Origin of the sequence: Afipia massiliensis (genome assembly GCF_014203115.1) — a bacterium.
GTDB lineage: Bacteria > Pseudomonadota > Alphaproteobacteria > Rhizobiales > Xanthobacteraceae > Afipia > Afipia massiliensis.
Map to the genome: position 1 here is coordinate 710,401 of NZ_JACHIJ010000001.1, position 17,061 is coordinate 727,461.

Annotated in this window: 17 protein-coding genes; 7 read left to right on the forward strand and 10 right to left on the reverse strand. The window is 61.3% G+C overall.

Going from position 1 to position 17,061, the window contains the following annotated elements:
• Window positions 1-42: 42 nt before the first annotated feature.
• Window positions 43-1,590 (reverse strand): acyl-CoA synthetase, encoded by a 1,548-nt coding sequence (locus HNQ36_RS03290; protein WP_184082498.1) that lies wholly within the window; start codon window positions 1,588-1,590, stop codon window positions 43-45.
• A gap of 12 nt (window positions 1,591-1,602) precedes the next feature.
• Window positions 1,603-2,415, reverse strand: coding sequence for a crotonase/enoyl-CoA hydratase family protein (locus HNQ36_RS03295; protein ID WP_046829374.1), 813 nt, complete (start codon window positions 2,413-2,415; stop codon window positions 1,603-1,605).
• A 271-nt stretch (window positions 2,416-2,686) separates the two neighbouring features.
• Here HNQ36_RS03295 and HNQ36_RS03300 point away from each other — a divergent pair, with 271 nt between their 5' ends.
• The 5 genes from HNQ36_RS03300 to HNQ36_RS03320 all read left to right on the forward strand — a co-directional run bounded on the left by HNQ36_RS03300 (window position 2,687) and on the right by HNQ36_RS03320 (window position 8,524).
• Window positions 2,687-3,559: an SDR family oxidoreductase gene (locus tag HNQ36_RS03300; RefSeq protein WP_184082499.1), complete on the forward strand. Its 873-nt coding sequence runs from the start codon at window positions 2,687-2,689 to the stop codon at window positions 3,557-3,559.
• 45 nt (window positions 3,560-3,604) lie between these two features.
• The gene (locus HNQ36_RS03305; protein WP_184082500.1) at window positions 3,605-4,831 is read left to right on the forward strand and encodes an ABC transporter substrate-binding protein; all 1,227 of its coding nucleotides are present in this window, start codon (window positions 3,605-3,607) and stop codon (window positions 4,829-4,831) included.
• A gap of 121 nt (window positions 4,832-4,952) precedes the next feature.
• On the forward strand, window positions 4,953-6,377 hold the full coding sequence (locus HNQ36_RS03310; protein WP_184082501.1) for an amidase family protein: 1,425 nt from the start codon (window positions 4,953-4,955) through the stop codon (window positions 6,375-6,377).
• Window positions 6,378-6,433: 56 nt separating this feature from the next.
• On the forward strand, window positions 6,434-7,729 hold the full coding sequence (locus HNQ36_RS03315) for an O-acetylhomoserine aminocarboxypropyltransferase (RefSeq protein WP_184082502.1): 1,296 nt from the start codon (window positions 6,434-6,436) through the stop codon (window positions 7,727-7,729).
• A gap of 3 nt (window positions 7,730-7,732) precedes the next feature.
• Window positions 7,733-8,524 (forward strand): alpha/beta fold hydrolase, encoded by a 792-nt coding sequence (locus HNQ36_RS03320; protein WP_184082503.1) that lies wholly within the window; start codon window positions 7,733-7,735, stop codon window positions 8,522-8,524.
• On the opposite strand, the gene HNQ36_RS03325 is transcribed toward HNQ36_RS03320, so the two are convergent.
• From HNQ36_RS03325 to HNQ36_RS03350, 6 genes are all read right to left on the reverse strand, one after another.
• Window positions 8,513-9,220: an ABC transporter ATP-binding protein gene (locus HNQ36_RS03325; protein WP_430641341.1), complete on the reverse strand. Its 708-nt coding sequence runs from the start codon at window positions 9,218-9,220 to the stop codon at window positions 8,513-8,515. The genes HNQ36_RS03320 and HNQ36_RS03325 overlap by 12 nt on opposite strands.
• Complete coding sequence (locus HNQ36_RS03330) at window positions 9,210-9,944, reverse strand: ABC transporter ATP-binding protein (RefSeq protein ID WP_184082504.1); 735 nt, start codon at window positions 9,942-9,944, stop codon at window positions 9,210-9,212. Before HNQ36_RS03330 ends, HNQ36_RS03325 begins: the two co-directional genes overlap by 11 nt.
• Window positions 9,941-10,948, reverse strand: a complete 1,008-nt coding sequence (locus HNQ36_RS03335) for a branched-chain amino acid ABC transporter permease (protein WP_184082505.1) — start codon at window positions 10,946-10,948, stop codon at window positions 9,941-9,943. The genes HNQ36_RS03330 and HNQ36_RS03335 overlap by 4 nt, the downstream gene beginning before the upstream one ends.
• On the reverse strand, window positions 10,948-11,826 hold the full coding sequence (locus HNQ36_RS03340; RefSeq protein WP_046829366.1) for a branched-chain amino acid ABC transporter permease: 879 nt from the start codon (window positions 11,824-11,826) through the stop codon (window positions 10,948-10,950). The genes HNQ36_RS03335 and HNQ36_RS03340 overlap by 1 nt, the downstream gene beginning before the upstream one ends.
• A 92-nt stretch (window positions 11,827-11,918) precedes the next feature.
• On the reverse strand, window positions 11,919-13,160 hold the full coding sequence (locus HNQ36_RS03345) for an ABC transporter substrate-binding protein (protein ID WP_184082506.1): 1,242 nt from the start codon (window positions 13,158-13,160) through the stop codon (window positions 11,919-11,921).
• Window positions 13,161-13,243: 83 nt separating this feature from the next.
• The gene (locus HNQ36_RS03350) at window positions 13,244-14,068 is read right to left on the reverse strand and encodes a putative hydro-lyase (protein ID WP_184082507.1); all 825 of its coding nucleotides are present in this window, start codon (window positions 14,066-14,068) and stop codon (window positions 13,244-13,246) included.
• A gap of 110 nt (window positions 14,069-14,178) precedes the next feature.
• Here HNQ36_RS03350 and HNQ36_RS03355 point away from each other — a divergent pair, with 110 nt between their 5' ends.
• Window positions 14,179-15,135: a LysR family transcriptional regulator gene (locus tag HNQ36_RS03355; RefSeq protein ID WP_184082508.1), complete on the forward strand. Its 957-nt coding sequence runs from the start codon at window positions 14,179-14,181 to the stop codon at window positions 15,133-15,135.
• On the opposite strand, the gene HNQ36_RS03360 is transcribed toward HNQ36_RS03355, so the two are convergent.
• Window positions 15,086-15,343, reverse strand: coding sequence for a DUF6894 family protein (locus tag HNQ36_RS03360; RefSeq protein WP_046829362.1), 258 nt, complete (start codon window positions 15,341-15,343; stop codon window positions 15,086-15,088). The genes HNQ36_RS03355 and HNQ36_RS03360 overlap by 50 nt on opposite strands.
• 123 nt (window positions 15,344-15,466) lie before the next feature.
• On the opposite strand from HNQ36_RS03360, the gene HNQ36_RS03365 reads away from it, so the two are divergent.
• Window positions 15,467-16,225, forward strand: coding sequence for a TSUP family transporter (locus tag HNQ36_RS03365; RefSeq protein WP_184082509.1), 759 nt, complete (start codon window positions 15,467-15,469; stop codon window positions 16,223-16,225).
• Here HNQ36_RS03365 and HNQ36_RS03370 read toward each other — a convergent pair.
• Complete coding sequence (locus HNQ36_RS03370) at window positions 16,222-17,061, reverse strand: aldo/keto reductase (protein WP_184082510.1); 840 nt, start codon at window positions 17,059-17,061, stop codon at window positions 16,222-16,224. The genes HNQ36_RS03365 and HNQ36_RS03370 overlap by 4 nt on opposite strands.

Sequence of the window (17,061 nt, forward strand, 5' to 3'; positions counted from 1 at the left end):
TGCTTCTCGCAAGAAACGGCAAGCGTTCCGCCTGAAAACGCGCTAAATCTTGCGTCCGGCGCGCTCCCAATACGGATCGCGCAGCCGCCGCTTGAAGATCTTGCCGGAATCCTCGCGCGGAAGATTCTGCTGGACTTCAATATGCTTGGGCACCTTATAGCCCGCCAGCGAGAGCTTCAGCTGTTCACGGATCGCGGCAACGTCAAGTTTGGCTTCCGGTTGGGGCTCGACCACCGCCATCAGCGCCTCGCCGAACTCCTCATCGGGAATTCCAAACACGGCGCAGTCGTGCACACCGGGAAGTCCGTGCAGCACGGCCTCGATTTCGGCCGGATAGATGTTGACGCCACCGGAGATCACCATGTCGCGCTTGCGGTCGCAGATGAAGACATAGCCGTCAGCGTCGATATAGCCGACATCGCCGCTGGTGATGAAACCATCCCGTTCGATTTCGGAGCGTTTCTCGGGCCGGTTGTGATAGGTGAAATCGGGATTCCCGGCGATGCGCGAATAGATTTCGCCGATCTCCCCCTGCGGCAAAATCCGGCCATCGTCGCCGATGAACCGCAATTCGGCGCCGGGGGAAATCTTCCCCACCGTGCCGGGCTTCTTCAGCGCATCCTCGGAGTTGGCGAACGTCACCGCGCCGGATTCCGTGCTGCCGTAGAATTCGTAAATCACCGGGCCGAACCACTCGATCATGGCGCGCTTGACGTCGGCCGGGCATGGCGCTGCGGCATGGATGATATGACGCAGGGAAGAAACGTCGTAGGACTTGCGAACATGCTCGGGCAGCTTCAGGAGCCGGGTGAACATCGTCGGCACCATGAAGACGTTGTCGATCTTCTGCTGATCGATGATCTTCAGGAACTCTTCGGCGTCGAAGCGCGGCATGATCACCAGCAGATCGCCGAGCCGCCCGGCGCGCAAGCCGAATGCATTGGGCGCGGAGTGATACAGCGGCCCCGGCAACAGCGCACGCACGCCGGGCTTTAGTCCATAGATCAGCGCGCGCATCGCTTCCATCGACGCGCTTTGCTCCGGCGTGGGCGCATAGCGCTTGACGCCCTTGGGGTGCCCGGTGGTGCCGGACGTGTAGATCATGTTCTGCGGCTGCGGCAGCGCGGGACCGTCATATGGCGTTTGCTTGGCAAGCCACGTGTCGAAATCGATGGTGCCACGCGCAGCCACGCAAAGCGCAGGATCGATCCGGTTGCTTGCGACGATTTCGGGCGGAGGCGGCAGGCTGAGCATGGTGACACCGGCGGGAACAACGCCATCGAGCCCGTGCAGCAGATCGGCGTGGCCGATCAGCACGCGCGCGCCGGAATCGCCCATGACATAGGCAACTTCATCGGCCTTGAAATGCCAGTTGATCGGAACCGCATAGGCCCCGAGCGACATGACAGCATATGCCGACTCGAGAAACGCGATGTCATTGCGCATCAGGATTCCGACGCTGTCGCCCTGCTTGACGCCGAGCGCGGCAAGCCCGCCTGCGATCAGGCCCGCCCGCTCGTTGACCTCATCACGCGTCTTGCGGCGGTCACCGCTGACGATTCCCGTCTCACGTTTAACCGAAGCTGACATCCATTCACCCGTTCAGTTCGAGCCGTCAGCAAATTTCGGCGCGCGTTTTTCGATGTTGGCGCGCACCGCCTCGGTCTGGTTGGGCGTTCCCATGAGTTTCATCTGCTCGACCGATTCCGCCAGCAGCGCCGGTCCGGGATTGCTGGTGGACAGGCTGTTCAGCATCCGCTTGATGGCGCGGATGGCGTCCGGGCTCTTGCCGGCAATGTCGCGCGCGGTCTCGAGCGCAACCGAACGAGGATCGTCGCAGATCCGCGTCGCAAGGCCGTAGCTCATGGCCTCCTGCGCGGAGAAAATCCGGCCGGTGAAGGTCAGGTCGCGCAAGATGTCGTCGCGGACCAGGCTGGCGAGAATCGGTGTTCCCGCCATGTCGGGCACCAGCCCCCACTTGATTTCCATGATCGACATGCGCGCGTCCGGAGCGAGGAAGCGCATGTCGGCGCCAAGCGCAAGCTGGAAGCCGCCGCCAAACGCAACGCCGTGCACGGCGGCGATTACCGGCACCGGCAACTGCCGCCAGCCCCAGACTGCCTGTTGCGAATGATTGGTGAGGCCGTGCGTGCGCTTGGCAAGATCACGCAGATCGCTGCTGCCGTCGCCCATCGCGGAAAACCGCCCCATATCGAGACCTGCGCAGAACGCACGGCCTTCGCCGGACAGCACGACCGCGCGCAGCCCCTTTTCGTTCTTGAGCCGGGCTGCCGTGTCGACCAGTGCATTGAACATCGCTGCATCCAGCGCATTCATCTTGTCAGCGCGGACCAGGCGAACGTCGGCCACCCCCTCCGACATTGAAACCGTGATGCGATCGCTGGTGGCGGACATGGCATTCTCTCCCTGATTGTTTTTGATCTCTTCTCTTTACAGAGTTAGCCCACCCTGTTTTAATTAATCAACTAACTAATCAACAAATTCTATCTAGTGTGGCGGTTCGCAAGTCCGCATCAATCTTGAAGCAAGCACCGGTTGCGGACTTGCGAACCAAAGCCACACTAGGATTGTATTCTTGTTGGTGTCCTTTCGAATCCGAAGTTCGTACGGAAGGCACTGAAAATAAAACGAACTTCGGATTCGGGACACCAAGGCAGGATTGCACATGTTTACAGATCGACTTCTCGCGGGCCGCAAAATCCTGGTAACCGGCGGCGGCACAGGGCTCGGCAAGGCCATGGCCGCGAAGTTTCTCAGCCTTGGCGCGGAAATCCACATCTGCGGTCGCCGAAAAGGCGTCTGCGAGGAGACCGCCGCCGAATTGATGAAACTGCACGGCGGCAAGGTCACGGCCCATGGCGTCGACATTCGCGATTCCGCTGCTGTCGATGCCATGATCGAGGAAGCATTCAAGGGCAGCCCCCTCACCGACCTCATCAACAATGCGGCGGGAAATTTCATTTCACGCACGCAGGACCTCTCGCCGCGCGGCTTCGATGCGGTCGCCAACATTGTGATGCACGGCACGTTCTATGTCACCCATGCGGTCGGCAAGCGCTGGATCGCGGGCGGCCATCGCGGCAACGTTGTGTCGATCACCGTGACGTGGGTGCGCAACGGCAGCCCCTACGTGGTCCCCTCAGCCATGAGCAAGTCCGCCATTCAAGCCATGACCATGTCGCTTGCCACCGAATGGGGCCGTTACGGCATTCGACTCAACACCATCGCGCCTGGTGAAATTCCGACCGAAGGCATGAGCAAGCGCATCAAGCCGGGCGACGAAGCGGGTGCGCGTACGATCGCCCAGAACCCGATGGGCCGCGTCGGTCAGATGAGCGAGTTGGAAAACCTCGCAACATTTTTGATTTCCGGCGGCTGCGACTGGATCAACGGCGAGACCATCGCGATGGACGGCGCGCAGGCGCTGGCCATGGGCGGCAACTTCTACCAATTGCGCGACTGGAAGGATTCCGACTGGAGCGCAGCACGCGACGCCATCATGGCGCAAAACGAAAAGGACAAGGCGAAGCGCGCTTAAGCGTTCGCCGCGTCCATCCATAAAAATCAAACAGGGAGAAACTGAATGCGTTTCACGAAACCGCTATGCGCTGCTGTTGCGGCAGGATTTCTGGTCGCCGCGACCGGAAGCGCCATGGCCCAGAAAAAATACGATACGGGCGCAACCGATACAGAGATCAAGATCGGCAACATCATTCCCTATAGCGGCCCCGCTTCAGCCTATGGCGTCGTCGGCAAGGCGATGGAAGGCTATTTCAAGAAGATCAACGAAGAAGGCGGCATCAACGGCCGCAAGGTCAACTTCATTTCGTATGACGACGCCTACAGCCCGCCGAAAGCGGTCGAGCAGACCCGCAAGCTGGTCGAAAGCGATGAAGTGCTGCTGGTGTTCGGTGCGCTCGGCACGCCTTCGAACTCGGCGATCCAGAAATACATGAACGCCAAGAAGACGCCGCACCTGTTCCTCGCGACCGGCGCGACCAAGTGGAACGATCCAAAGGCGTTTCCGTGGACCATGGGCTGGCTGCCGAGCTATCAGAGCGAAGGCCGCATCTATGCGAAGTATCTCCTGAAGGAGAAGCCGGACGCCAAGATTGCCGTGCTCTATCAGAATGACGACTTCGGCAAGGATTACCTGAAGGGGATTCAGGATGGCCTCGGCGCCAAGAAGTCGATGATCGTCGCGGAAGAAAGCTACGAGCTGTCGGAGCCGACCATCGACTCCCACATCGTCAAGCTGAAGTCGCTGAACCCCGACGTTCTCGTCATCTTCACGACGCCCAAGTTCGGCGCGCAGACCATCAAGAAGGTCGGCGAGCTCGGCTGGAAGCCCACGATGATCATCGCCAACGTCAGCGCATCGACGGCGACCGTGATGAAGCCCGCGGGTTTCGATAATGCCCAGGGAGTTATCTCCGCTTCCTACGCAAAGGATGCATCCGATCCACAGTGGAACGACGATCCCGGCATGAAGGAATTCAAGGCGTTTCACGCCAAGTATGTGCCCGAAGCCAACGTCGCGGACAGTTCCCTGCTCACCGGTTACAACATGGCCCAGACCATGGCGGTGCTGCTCAAGCAGTGTGGCGATGACCTCACCCGCGCCAACGTCATGAAGCAGGCTGCCAACATCAAGGGGCTCCAGCAAGGCGGCTTGCTGCCCGGCATCAAGATCAACACCAGCCCCACGGACTTCTCGCCCATCGAACAGCTCCAGTTGATGCGGTTCAAGGGCGAACGCTGGGAACTGTTCGGCGGCGTCGTTGACGGCGAAGCTGGCGGCGAACGCTGAGCCACCATGCACGGTGCGCTGACTTGAGTTGAGCGAGGCGAATATCGCTTAATTTCGCCTCGCCATTCGAACGCCTCCCGTTATATTGGCTCCAAGAAACCAATAAACGGGAGGCGACTTCGTGGGATCCAGTGAAGAACTCGTGCGGGCAACAGCCTGCGACATTGTCGAGCGGCTGCGCAAAAACAACATTACGCCCCACGATCTGCTCGACGCGCTGGAATCCCGAATTCGCAAAGTCGATGGTCAGGTCAACGCCCTGCCCACGCTCTGTTTCGACCGCGCCCGCGCCCATGCCGACAAGTTGATGAAGAAGCCCGCCAGCGAGCGCGGTCTGCTCGCCGGTATGCCGGTGCCAATCAAGGATCTGACCGACGTCGCCGGCGTGCTGACCACGCAGGGCTCACCGATCTTCAAGGACAGCATTGCGACCAAATCCAACATCGTCGTCGAAAATCTCGAGACGAATGGCGCGGTGATCTACGCCAAATCCAACACGCCGGAATTCGGCGCAGGCGCGCAAACCTTCAACGAGGTCTTCGGGGCGACGCTCAATCCGTGGAACCTGTCACGCTCGGCGTCCGGATCGTCCGGCGGCGCGGCGGCGGCGCTCGCAACCGGCACCGCGTGGCTCGCCCATGGCACCGATGTGGGCGGATCGCTCCGCAATCCGGCCAGTTTCTGCGGCGTCGTCGGCATGCGCCCCAGCATCGGCCGAGTCGCCCATTCGCAGGCCGCCAAGATCGACCGAACACTCAGCGCCGACGGGCCGATGGCCCGCAATGTCGAAGATCTCGCGCTGATGCTGGACGCCATGTCGGGCGAGCATCCCGGAGATCCGCTGTCGCTGCCGGTTCTGCCCACATCCTTTCTCGCCGCCGCGCGCTCCGGCAAGAAGCCGAAGCGCATCGCCTATTCCGCCAATCTCGGGATTTCACCGGTTGATCCGGAAGTCGCCGAGATCACGCGCAAGGCCGCGCAGCGATTTGCCGAAGCCGGCGTGATCGTCGAGGAAGCCCACCCGGATTTCAGCGAGGCGGTTGCATGCGCGCACGTGCTGCGGGCCTACGACTACGTGCTGACCAAGGGTAAACTTCTCAAGCAGCACCGCGAACAGTTGAAGCCGGAAGTGATCTGGAACATCGAGGAAGGCCTTAAACTGACGCTGGCCGATATCGAACGTGCCGAAGCCCAGCGCGTCACGCTGACGAACCGCGCCCTCGCCTTCTTCGAGACCTACGATCTGCTGCTGTGCCCGACCACCATCGTCGCGCCGTTCCCGGTTGAACAGCGTTATCTCGCCGAATGTAACGGCACAAAGTTCGACAACTACGTCGGCTGGCTCGCCATTGTCTCGGCGATCACGGTTGCCTGCTGCCCGGCGATGTCGATTCCTTGTGGATTCACGCGCGAAGGCCTTCCGGTCGGACTGCAGATTGTCGCGGCACCCCGCGGCGAGGCTCGCGTGCTGGCGGGCGGGAAACTGCTCGAAACCATACTCGGACTGGGAGCCCTCACCCCGATTGATCCGCGGCCGGGTACCTGAGCTTGCAATCGGCGACCTTGCATGAAACATATCCCGCTCAATCTGTGAGAGAATAGATGGCAGCGCCAAAACCTCCTGCGTTCGACACGCTCAGCCTGCATGCGGGCCAACATCCCGATCCGGTCACCGGCTCACGCGCCGTTCCGATCCATCAGACCACGTCCTACGTGTTTCAGGATGCGGATCACGCGGCGGCGCTGTTTAACCTGGAACGCGCCGGCCACATCTATACCCGCATTTCCAATCCGACCATTGCGGTGCTGGAAGAACGCCTCGCTGCGCTGGAGAACGGCGTGGGCGCAGTCTGCACCGCCAGTGGCATGGCGGCGATGCATCTGGCCATCGTGACGCTTCTTGGCGCCGGCGATCACATCGTGGCCTCTGCCTCGCTCTATGGCGGCACCATCAACCTGCTGACGCACACACTTCCTCGCTTCGGCATCACCACGACCTTCGTCAAGCCGCGTGATCTCGATGCCCTCCGCGCCGCGATCAAGCCGAACACCAGGCTCGTGATCGGCGAAACCATCGGCAATCCCGGCCTCGAAGTGCTCGACATCCCCGCCGTTGCGAAGATCGCGCACGACGCCGGCATCCCGCTTCTGATCGACAACACCTTTGCAACGCCCTACCTCGCCCGCCCGATCGAGATGGGCGCGGACATCGTGATGAACTCGATCACCAAATGGATCGGCGGCCACGGCATTGCTATCGGCGGCGTGATCGTCGATGGCGGTCACTTCGACTGGGAGAAGTCCGGCAAGTTCCCGACGCTGACGACGCCCTATGCCGGCTATCACGGCATCGTCTTCAGCGAAGAATTCGGGCCGCAGGCCTTCATCATGCGCGCTCGCGCCGAGGGTCTGCGCGATTTCGGCGCCTGCATTTCGCCCACCAATGCCTTCCAGATCCTGCAAGGCGCGGAGACGCTGCATGTCCGTATGCAGCGGCATGTCGAGAACGCCACCGCCGTGCTGGCTTTCCTGACCGCGAACAAGGCCGTCGAGTGGGTGCTGCATCCTTCACTCGAGAGCCACCCCGATCATGCGCTGGCGAAGCAGTTGCTGCCGCGCGGCGCGGGCTCGATCATCACCTTCGGCATCAAGGGCGGGCGCGACGCCGGACGCAAGTTCATCGAAGCGCTGAAGCTCGTCAGCCACGTCGCCAATGTCGGCGACGCCAAGACGCTGGTCATTCATCCCGCCTCTACCACGCACCAGCAGATGAACGCCGAGCAGTTGAAGGTCGCAGGCATCGGCGAAGAACTCATTCGCCTCTCCATCGGCATCGAAGCCGCCGACGACATCATCGGCGACCTCGGCCAGGCGCTTCGCTTTTCGCAGAAAGCTTGAGACATGATTTTGACTGTGGACGGCGCTGAGGTATTCGCGACGACGGGCGGCAAGCCCTTCAATCCGGAACTGCCGCTGGTGGTCTTCCTGCACGGCGCCGGGTTCGATCATTCGATGTGGGCACTGTTCAGCCGGTGGTTTTCTCATCACGGCTACAGCGTGCTGGCACCGGATCTTCCGGGGCATGGACGCTCCAAGGGACAACCCATTGCGTCCATCGCAGGCATGGCGGACTGGACGATCAAGCTGATCGACGCCGCACGCGCGAAGAAGGCCGGCCTTGTCGGTCATTCGATGGGTTCACTGGTCGCGCTGGATGCCGCCGCGCGCTATCCCGACAGGATTTCCGCGCTCTCGCTCATCGGCGTCGGCGGGGCGATGCCAGTGTCCCCCGACCTGCTCAACGCCGCAAAGGACAACAACCACGATGCCGTCGACATGGTATCGATCTGGGGCTTCGGATTCGCCGCGGGCCTCGGCGGCTCGCAGGCGCCGGGCCTGTGGATGATGGGTGGCGGCCAGCGCGTGCTTGAACGCGGCAATCCCGGCGCGCTCCATAACGATCTCGCCGCCTGCAACGACTACAAGGACGCACTTGGTGCTGCGGCGAAGGTCACCGCACCAACCACACTCATTCTTGGCGAGCGGGACATGATGACGCCGCTCAAATCGGGCAAGCAGCTTGCGGCCGCGATTGCGGGCTCAAAGCCAGTGGTGCTGCCGGGCGCAGGCCACATGCTGACCGCGGAACGGCCGGACGATGTGCTGAAAGCGCTGATCGCTTCACATGCCTAGGTAGATGCGCCGGACTTCCGGATTGGATCTGATGTCGGCGGCCGGACCACTCATCACCACCTTGCCGGTCTGCAACACATACGCACGGTCGGAAATCTCGAGGCTTTCGGACAGACGCTGTTCGACCAGCAGAACGGTCACACCGTTGGCGCGGATCTGCTGAACCGCCCGAAAAATCTCATCGACCAGCTTCGGCATGATGCCCTGCGACGGCTCGTCCAGCATCAACAGGCGCGGCCGTGTCATCAGGGCGCGGGCAATTGCCAGCATCTGCTGTTCGCCGCCGGATAACGTCGCCGCGCGTTGCGACAGCCGTTCTTCGAGGCGTGGAAACAGCTTGAACACGAATTCAAGCGGACCGTCGCGATCCGGGCTGCCGCGATGCAAGTAGCTACCAAGCCGCAGATTGTCCGCCACGCTAAGCCGGGGAAACAGCCGCTTGTTTTCCGGCACGAAGGCCAGCCCGCGCGCGGTGATGAGGTGCGCCGGAATGTTGTCGATCCGGTCGCCGACAAAACTGACCGTTCCCGATTTCGGCTTTTCCATCCCGGCGATGGATTTCAGCAATGTCGATTTTCCCGCGCCGTTTGCGCCCGCGACGGTGACGATCTCGCCGGAATCGACGTTGATCGAAATATCCGAGATCGCGATCAGGCCGCGATAGGCTGTGGTGAGGTTCGCTACTTCAAGCAACACGGTGGCGATCCCCCAGATAGGCGGCGATCACCTTCTCGTCGCGCACCACTTCTTTGGGCAGGCCCTCCGCCAGCACCTTGCCGAGATGCAGCACCACGGCGCGATCAACCAGCGGCATGACGACTTCCATCACATGCTCGACCATCACGACCGTGACACCGGTTTCCCGGACCTTGCGGATCAGATCAACGCCGGCCGCCGCTTCGCTTGGCGTCAACCCGGTCAGCACTTCGTCGAGCAGCAGCAGCTTCGGTTCGGTCGCTAAAGCACGCGCCACTTCGAGTCGACGCTTCTGCGGCGGCGTCAGGTCCGCCGCCGACGCATCGGCATGCGCCGCAAGGCCGACATAGTCGAGAACATCGAGTGCCTTGGCGCGGGCCTGCAGAACACCGGGATAGCGCACGAACGCGCCGACCGTGACGTTCTCAACCACGGACATGGAATCGAACGAGCGAGGCACCTGATAAGTCCGCGCGATGCCAAGATCGCAGCGATCGGCAGCAGGCAGCGGCGTAATATCCCGCCCATCAAATTCGATAACACCGAACGACACCGGAAACGAACCGGCGATCAGGTTGAACAGCGTCGATTTGCCCGCACCATTGGGGCCAATGAGCCCGAGAATTTCGCCGCGCTTGACGTCGAGATCGATGGAATCATTCGCGACCAGCCCATCGAAACGACGCGTCACACTGCGGCAGCTGACAAGCGGATTGTCGATCATGTCGTCGCCTCGCGTTTCACCGCAGGCTTGATCATGCTGAGAATGCCCTCAGGCCGCGTCAGCGATACGATCATGATAAGGCCGCCGTAAATTACGAGATCGAGCCCCGAACCGGCGCCGCCGAGATACGAGCGTGTCAATTCTGCCAACGGGATCAGGATCAATGCGCCGATCGCCGGTCCCCACAGCGAGCCGACGCCGCCCAGCACCGCAGGCAGTGCCATCAGCAGCGAGAAACGGAAATGCATCACGCTGTCCGGATCGATGTAGGACACGAACGCCGCATAGAACCCGCCGCCGACGGCTGTAAAGAATGCCGAGATCGCGGCCGCCGCCATCTTGGAATGGAAGATCGTAACGCCGAGGCTTTCCGCCGCATCCGCGCTGTCCTTCACTGCGCGCCACCAATAACCCCACTTCGATTCGACAATGGAGAAAGTAACCAGCCATGTGACCGCGAAGAGGCCGAGCGCGAAATAGAAATAAGGCGCCTTGTCGCGCGCGAATTGCAGCGTCCACCACGAGTCGGGCGTGAACGGCCACTGGATGCCGAGCGCGGCGCCCGCATAATCCCAGTTGTGGAACAGCAGCAAGCCGATTTCGGCAATGACGATGGTCGCGATCGAAAAATAGTGTCCCTTGAGCCGAAAGCACGGGTAGCCGAGCGCCAGCGCGATCAGCGCGGCGATAATCCCGCCCGCGAGAAGCCCACCCCACGGCGTGATGCCGAACTTCACGTAGAGAATACTGGTCGCGTATGCGCCGATTCCGAAATACAACGCGTGCCCCAGCGAGACCTGCCCGCAGTAGCCGCCGAGCAGATTCCAGCTTTGCGAAAGTGCGGCGAACAGCAATGTCAGGATCAGGACGTTCATCATGTAAACGTCAGTCACCAGCCGCGGCACCAGCGCGATCAGTGCAAACACGACAAACGCGGTTATAAGCTGACGCCGCCGGCTGGCGACGAACGCGGACATCGATGAGGCTGCAGCGCTCTGGCTCATTACAGCCTCCCGAACAGGCCGCTTGGCCTGACGAACAACACCAGAAGATAGAGCGAATACACGCCGACCGATTTCAGCGACGCCGGAAGGATCAGCGTGGTGAGCGCCTCCACCAGCCCGACGATCACGCCCGCAACCAGCGCACCGAAAATACTGCCGAAGCCGCCAAGCGCGACTGTGACGTAAGCGATCAGCGCGAAGGTGCCGCCGACCTGCGGATGGATGTAATAGAAAATCGCCAGCACCGCGCCCGCGATTCCTACCAGCGCGGCACCAAGTCCCCAGCCCAGCGCAAACACACGATTGCGGTCGATGCCGACCAGCGCCACTGCACCCTGATCCTCCCGCGTCGCCTCGAGCGCCTTGCCGAAATCCGTGCGCGTGATCAGCCAATAAAGTCCGGCGAACACCGCCAGCGACACCGCTCCGCCGAAAATCTGCGGCCACGGCAGAAACACGCCGCCGAGGTTAAGCGTCTTACCACCCAGCCATGTGTTGGCGATGTTGCGATAGTCCGGCGTGAAAAAGTACTGCGCGAGGCCCTGGATCAGCAGCGCGAGGCCGAAGGTCGCGAAGATCTGCACCATGCCGGGATTGGCCTTGGCGCGCATCGCATAACGGATAATCCCCGCATAGACCGACACGCCCAGAACGAACATCAGCGCCACCACCAGCGGCATGAGCACAACCGGATCGAGCGTCGTTGCGAGCACCAGTCCGAAGGTCGCATACATCGCGAGCATGAGGAACTCGCCGTGGGCGAAGTTCACCACGTCCATCAACCCGAAGATCAGCGAGAGGCCGACCGCGATCAACGCGTAGATCAGCCCCAGCAAGAGGCCGCTCGCGATCACCTGTAGAAAGGCCTGCGTTGTCACTCTGCACTCATTCCGTCAAAGGGGGCGCTGTCCGCCGGGCACGGCAAGGTTCAAGAAAATGGGCGCTGCCAGTGACGACAGCGCCCTTTGTCTCAGCCATTCATCGGCCATTTCGGCTCGGCGATTGCGGCCTGCGCCGGATACACGGTCACGAACTTGCCGCCGAGATACTGCAGCAACACCGGATCGGCATCGTCGTTCTGCCCTTCAGGGGTGAACTTGATCCGCTTCCACGGCATGATCGTCTTCTCGCCGGGCGTATCGGTGGCCGCAAGCGCCGCGCGGATTTTCTCTCCGTCGGTAGACTTCGCCCGGTCAATTGCATCGGCGAGAACCAGGATGCAGGTCAACTGCCGTGAAGTATTATCGTTCAGGTCGCGGTTGGCGCGCGCCTTGAACATGTCATTGACCTTGCCGACCGACGGACGCTTCGCCGCGAGATCGAGCGAGAAGCTGGCGCGCGAAATCATGCCGTTGAGCTTGTCGCCGACCGCATCGAACGTCGCCTTGTCGGAGAAGCCCGCCGCCTGCGCCAGAATGTTGTTCGGCTTGTAGCCGAGTTCATCCATCGTCTTCATGAGAAGAATGGTGTCGGTGGTGTAGCTCGACGGCAGCAGAACAGCCGGATTGGCGCTCTTGATTTGCTGCACTTCGGCGGTCAGCGACGGCGAACTGGCGCGATACTTGATGTCGACGGCAACCTTGTAGCCGCGGTCCTGCGCCAGCTTGCGCTGTACGTTGGAGGAGTCGGTTCCGAAGATCGTGTCCTCGAAGAACAGACCGACGGTATCGATCTTCTTACCCTTCTTCTTCAGTGCATCCATGAACTCGAACATCGCGAGAGAGAACATCTCGTCATGGGCTGCGGGGCGGAAGAAGAACTTGAGACCCCGGCGATGCAGGCTCGGCGATGAGGAGTCGGCGGCAATATAGGGGACGCCATAGCGTTCGCAGGATGCGCTGACCGTCGCCGAGACTGACGAATGGAACGCGCCGCAAATAGCGACCACCTTGTCCTGGGTGATCAGGCGCTCGGCTTCGGCGCGGCCCTTCTGCGGATCGCCCTGATGATCGGCGAAAACCAGCTTGATCTTGGCGCCGCCGAGGCCCGCAAGCCCGGCGTTCTTGGCGGTCGGCAGATCGAGATCATGCGAGTTGTTGACGATATCGACCGCGGTTTCCAGCGCATGACGCGCATCCGCGCCGATCTGGGCCGTCGGTCCTGTCAGAGGCCAGATGCAGCCGATCAGGATTTCCTTGCCGGCTTGCGCAAACGCGCGCGTTCCCGCCAACGACAGAGCGACACCGGACAACAATACTTCGCGACGATTCATCGACAATACTCCCTGGTTTAACGCAGCCTCATGTCTTGGCAGAGGCTTCGCGGCTGATCTGTCGTAACTCGCAGGCAAGGCTCTTACTGAATCGAAAATTCCGAATTGCGAACGTCTGTCACCAGCATGAAGCCCGGCGCGTGGGTGATTGCGAAGGCTGGCCGCGACTGCAGGATGACCGATTGCGGTGTGACTCCGCACGCCCAAAATACCGGCATTTCATCCGGCTGAATGCTCACTGCGTCGCCATAGTCGGGCTTGGCTATATCCTTGATGCCGATCAGTTCCGGCTTGTCGATATGCACCGGCGCGCCATGCACCGCCGGGAAGCGTGTGGTGATCTGGATCGCGCGGATCGCTTCCGCAGGCTTGAACGGACGCATCGAGACCACCATAGGCCCTGCGAATGGTCCCGCAGACGCGCAGGGAACGTTGGTGCGATACATCGGGACGTTGCACTTCTCCTCGATGTGGCGAATTTTCAGTCCGTCCGCGATCAGCGCTTCCTCGAATGAAAACGAACAACCAATGACGAAGGCGACGAGATCGTCCCGCCAGTGCGCCATGATGTCCGTTGGCTCCTCACTCAATTGCCCGTCGCGCCAGACCCGGTAGCGCGGAATATCCGTGCGGATGTCGAGGTCGATGCCGAGCGCGGGAATCCGCGGATCGCCGACTTCGGACATACCGATGATCGGACACGGCTTGGGATTGAGCTGGCAGAAACGATGAAAGGATGCCGCGAGTTTTTCCGGCACGACGGCGAGGTTGCCTTGAACATAACCGGGCGCAACACCCGCGGTGACGTCAACCTTGCCGGATCGATAGGCCAGCCGCGCGTCCCGGCTTGGCAGGCCAGCGCCGAGACTATGAACCGATCGAGACACCTGTTCGGCCGCCGAGAGCATAGGACCCCTCCATTTCTCGTCAAAAGAGTGGATCATTGCCCCACGATAAAGTCTAGTCGCGTTTTCTTATAAGAAACGATAAGCTGGACTAATAGGTGTGGGGCTACGGCATGGTGGATTTCAAATCGATCGAGACATTCCTCTGGGTGGTGACGCTCGGGAGCTTTGGCGGCGCGGCGCGCAAACTCAACACCACCCAGCCTGCGATCTCGCAGCGCATCTCGCAGCTCGAAGCCGAGATGGGCGTGAAGCTGCTGCAGCGTGACAGCCGCTCCGTGATGCCGACACCGAGCGGACGGCAGATGATGCAATACGCCGAGAAGCTGATCGGGCTTCGCGCGGAAATGCTGGCCGCCGTGATGGATCGCTCGGCGATGCGCGGCGTGCTGCGTCTCGGCGTTTCGGAAACCATCGTCCACACCTGGCTGCCGAAACTGATCGAGCGCGTCGCCAGCACGCACCCCAATCTGTCGCTTGAAGTCGAAGTCGACATCACACCCAATCTTCGCGCGCGTCTGCTGGCGCAGGAAATTGACCTCGCCTTCTGTCAAGGGCCGTTGTCGTTATCGAACGTGCGCAATCGCGTCCTGTGCGATTACCCGATTTCCTTTGTCGCCAGCCCGTCGCTCGGTCTCGGCAGCGGTGTTCTGACAGTTCATGATCTCGCGCGCTTTGCGATCATCACGTTCGCGCGCAAGACGCAACCTTATGAAATCGTGCGCTCTCTGTTTAACCGGCCCGATCTGCCGCAGACCCGGCTACACGCCAGCGCCTCGCTGGCGACCGTGATCCGGATGGCGACCGACGGCATCGGCGTCGCGGTGATCCCGACGGCGATCGTCGAGCGCGAACTCGCGGAAGGCCAACTGCGTCTTCTGTCCACAGATCTCCAGGTGCCGACGCTCACGTTCGCCGCAAGCTGGCTCGCCTCACCCGACACGCTGGCCGCCGAACTGGTTGCCGATCTTGCCGTGAAACTCGCACAAGGCGAAGTCGACACGGCCGCCACGCGCAATGTCAGTGCTGCGACGGTGGCGGCTCGTCCGGTATCTCCAGCGCTTCCGTGAACGGAAATTCGAGCACGATCTCACCGGCAGCGTCAGTGACTTCCAGAGATGCCGACAAGAGGCTCGGGTCCTTACCTTCCTCCTGAAGAATTTGCCGGATGGTCGCGCGCGCCACACGCCAGGCGTGATCGGGATCGCGCAATTCAGCGCCTTCAGGGTCCGGAATAAGCGTCTGGCCGATGCGGGTGTTGAAGAAATAACGGGGCATATCTGAAACCTAGGACTGACACCGCAAACCCACAAGGGCGGCCTGCATTTCCGCGCGGCGATAGCAGTTGATCTGGATGGGCCTTTTGATGCCTAAGTGAAAGGTATCTGACGGAATCATGACGTGCATACTATCATCACCGAGCCGTTGTTCTATTTTGTGGCGGTTCCGGCGGTGGTCCTGCTGGGACTGGCCAAGGGCGGTTTTTCGGGTCTCGGCATCGCATCGACACCATTGCTGGCGCTTTACCTGCCGCCGCTGGAAGCCGCAGCCCTGATCCTGCCGATCCTGATCACGCAGGACATCATCTCGATCTATGTCTACCGGCGCGACTGGGATGCGTGGAACCTGAAAGTCATGTTGCCCGGTGCGATTGCCGGCATGGCGCTCGGATGGCTGCTGGCCTCGCACCTGTCGGATGCCTTTGTGCGGATCATTATCGGCCTCATCGGACTGGCGTTCGTCGCCAACACCTGGCTGCGCCGCAACAGGATCGAACCGCATTCGGCGACCACAATCAGCGGGGTATTCTGGGGCGGCATCTCGGGCTTTACGTCGTTCATGACCCAGGGCGGCGGACCACCATTTCAGGTTCATGTCCTGCCGCAGCGCCTGCCAAAGCTGACGCTGGTCGGCACCACCACGATTTTCTTCGCAGTGGTCAATGTCCTGAAGATCGGCCCCTACTTCGCGCTTGCGCAGTTCACGACAAAGAACTTCGCGACGTCGTTGCTCCTGCTGCCAATCGCGGTGCTCGCGAACTTCGCCGGCATCTGGCTGGTCAGAAAAACACCGACCGGATTGTTCTATAACATCGCCTACGTGCTGTTGTTCGTCATCTCGCTGCTGCTGCTGTGGCAGGGCGTGGCGGCGGTGGTCTAGATCATCGGCAGGCTGCGCGGCTCACGGCCCAGCGGAAATACCTTTTCGAGTGCGGCAATGTCGCTCTCCGTCAACGTCAGGTTGCCTGCCCCTGCGTTGTCCGCTGCATGGCCCGATGAGGAAGCCTTGGGGATCGCGAACACCGACGGCCACCGCGTCAGAAACGCGAGCGCCACCTGACGCGGCGTTGCGCCATGTCGCGCCGCGACCTCCTGCAGCACCTTGCCGCTTGCCGACTGCACGTCGGGGAAGTCGTCATGGCCGAACGGCGAGTAAGCCACGACCGCGACGCCATGCGCTTCGCACCACGGGATCACCGAATGTTCGATGGCGCGTTCGTTCAGATGGTACAGCACCTGATTGCAGGCGATGCGGCCCTCGCCCGCGACATCGAGGACCTCCGCAAGATCGCCCGCGTCGAAATTGCTCACACCCCATGAGCGGATCTTTCCGTCGCTCACCAGCTGTTCAAGGGCCGCGACTGTATCTTCCAGCGGATATGACCCGCGCCAATGCAAGAGATAGCAATCCAGCCGATCGGTCTGGAGCCGTTTCAGCGAGCGTTCGCAGGCCTGCACCGTGCCCTTGCGCGACGCATTGCTCGGCAACACTTTTGAGACCAGAAATACCTCATCGCGCCGACCGGCCATCGCCTCGGCAACAACCAGCTCCGCATCATCATACATTTCCGCGGTGTCGATATGGGTCATGCCGAGGTCCAGACCATTGCGCAAGGCCGCGATAGCGGATGCGCGATGACCCCGATCGATGTACCAGGTGCCCTGCCCGATGACCGAGACCTGCTTGCCCGTCTCGCCGAATGATTTGTTCTTCAT

Excerpts from the sequence above, each read along its gene's own strand:
- HNQ36_RS03290 (WP_184082498.1), bottom strand. The coding sequence starts at position 1,590 with ATGTCAGCTTCGGTTAAACGTGAGACGGGAATCGTCAGCGGTGACCGC.
- HNQ36_RS03295 (WP_046829374.1), bottom strand. The coding sequence starts at position 2,415 with ATGTCCGCCACCAGCGATCGCATCACGGTTTCAATGTCGGAGGGGGTG.
- HNQ36_RS03300 (WP_184082499.1), top strand. The coding sequence starts at position 2,687 with ATGTTTACAGATCGACTTCTCGCGGGCCGCAAAATCCTGGTAACCGGC.
- HNQ36_RS03305 (WP_184082500.1), top strand. The coding sequence starts at position 3,605 with ATGCGTTTCACGAAACCGCTATGCGCTGCTGTTGCGGCAGGATTTCTG.
- HNQ36_RS03315 (WP_184082502.1), top strand. The coding sequence starts at position 6,434 with ATGGCAGCGCCAAAACCTCCTGCGTTCGACACGCTCAGCCTGCATGCG.
- HNQ36_RS03320 (WP_184082503.1), top strand. The coding sequence starts at position 7,733 with ATGATTTTGACTGTGGACGGCGCTGAGGTATTCGCGACGACGGGCGGC.
- HNQ36_RS03330 (WP_184082504.1), bottom strand. The coding sequence starts at position 9,944 with ATGATCGACAATCCGCTTGTCAGCTGCCGCAGTGTGACGCGTCGTTTC.
- HNQ36_RS03335 (WP_184082505.1), bottom strand. The coding sequence starts at position 10,948 with ATGAGCCAGAGCGCTGCAGCCTCATCGATGTCCGCGTTCGTCGCCAGC.
- HNQ36_RS03345 (WP_184082506.1), bottom strand. The coding sequence starts at position 13,160 with ATGAATCGTCGCGAAGTATTGTTGTCCGGTGTCGCTCTGTCGTTGGCG.
- HNQ36_RS03350 (WP_184082507.1), bottom strand. The coding sequence starts at position 14,068 with ATGCTCTCGGCGGCCGAACAGGTGTCTCGATCGGTTCATAGTCTCGGC.
- HNQ36_RS03355 (WP_184082508.1), top strand. The coding sequence starts at position 14,179 with ATGGTGGATTTCAAATCGATCGAGACATTCCTCTGGGTGGTGACGCTC.
- HNQ36_RS03360 (WP_046829362.1), bottom strand. The coding sequence starts at position 15,343 with ATGCCCCGTTATTTCTTCAACACCCGCATCGGCCAGACGCTTATTCCG.
- HNQ36_RS03370 (WP_184082510.1), bottom strand. The coding sequence starts at position 17,061 with ATGAAGAACAAATCATTCGGCGAGACGGGCAAGCAGGTCTCGGTCATC.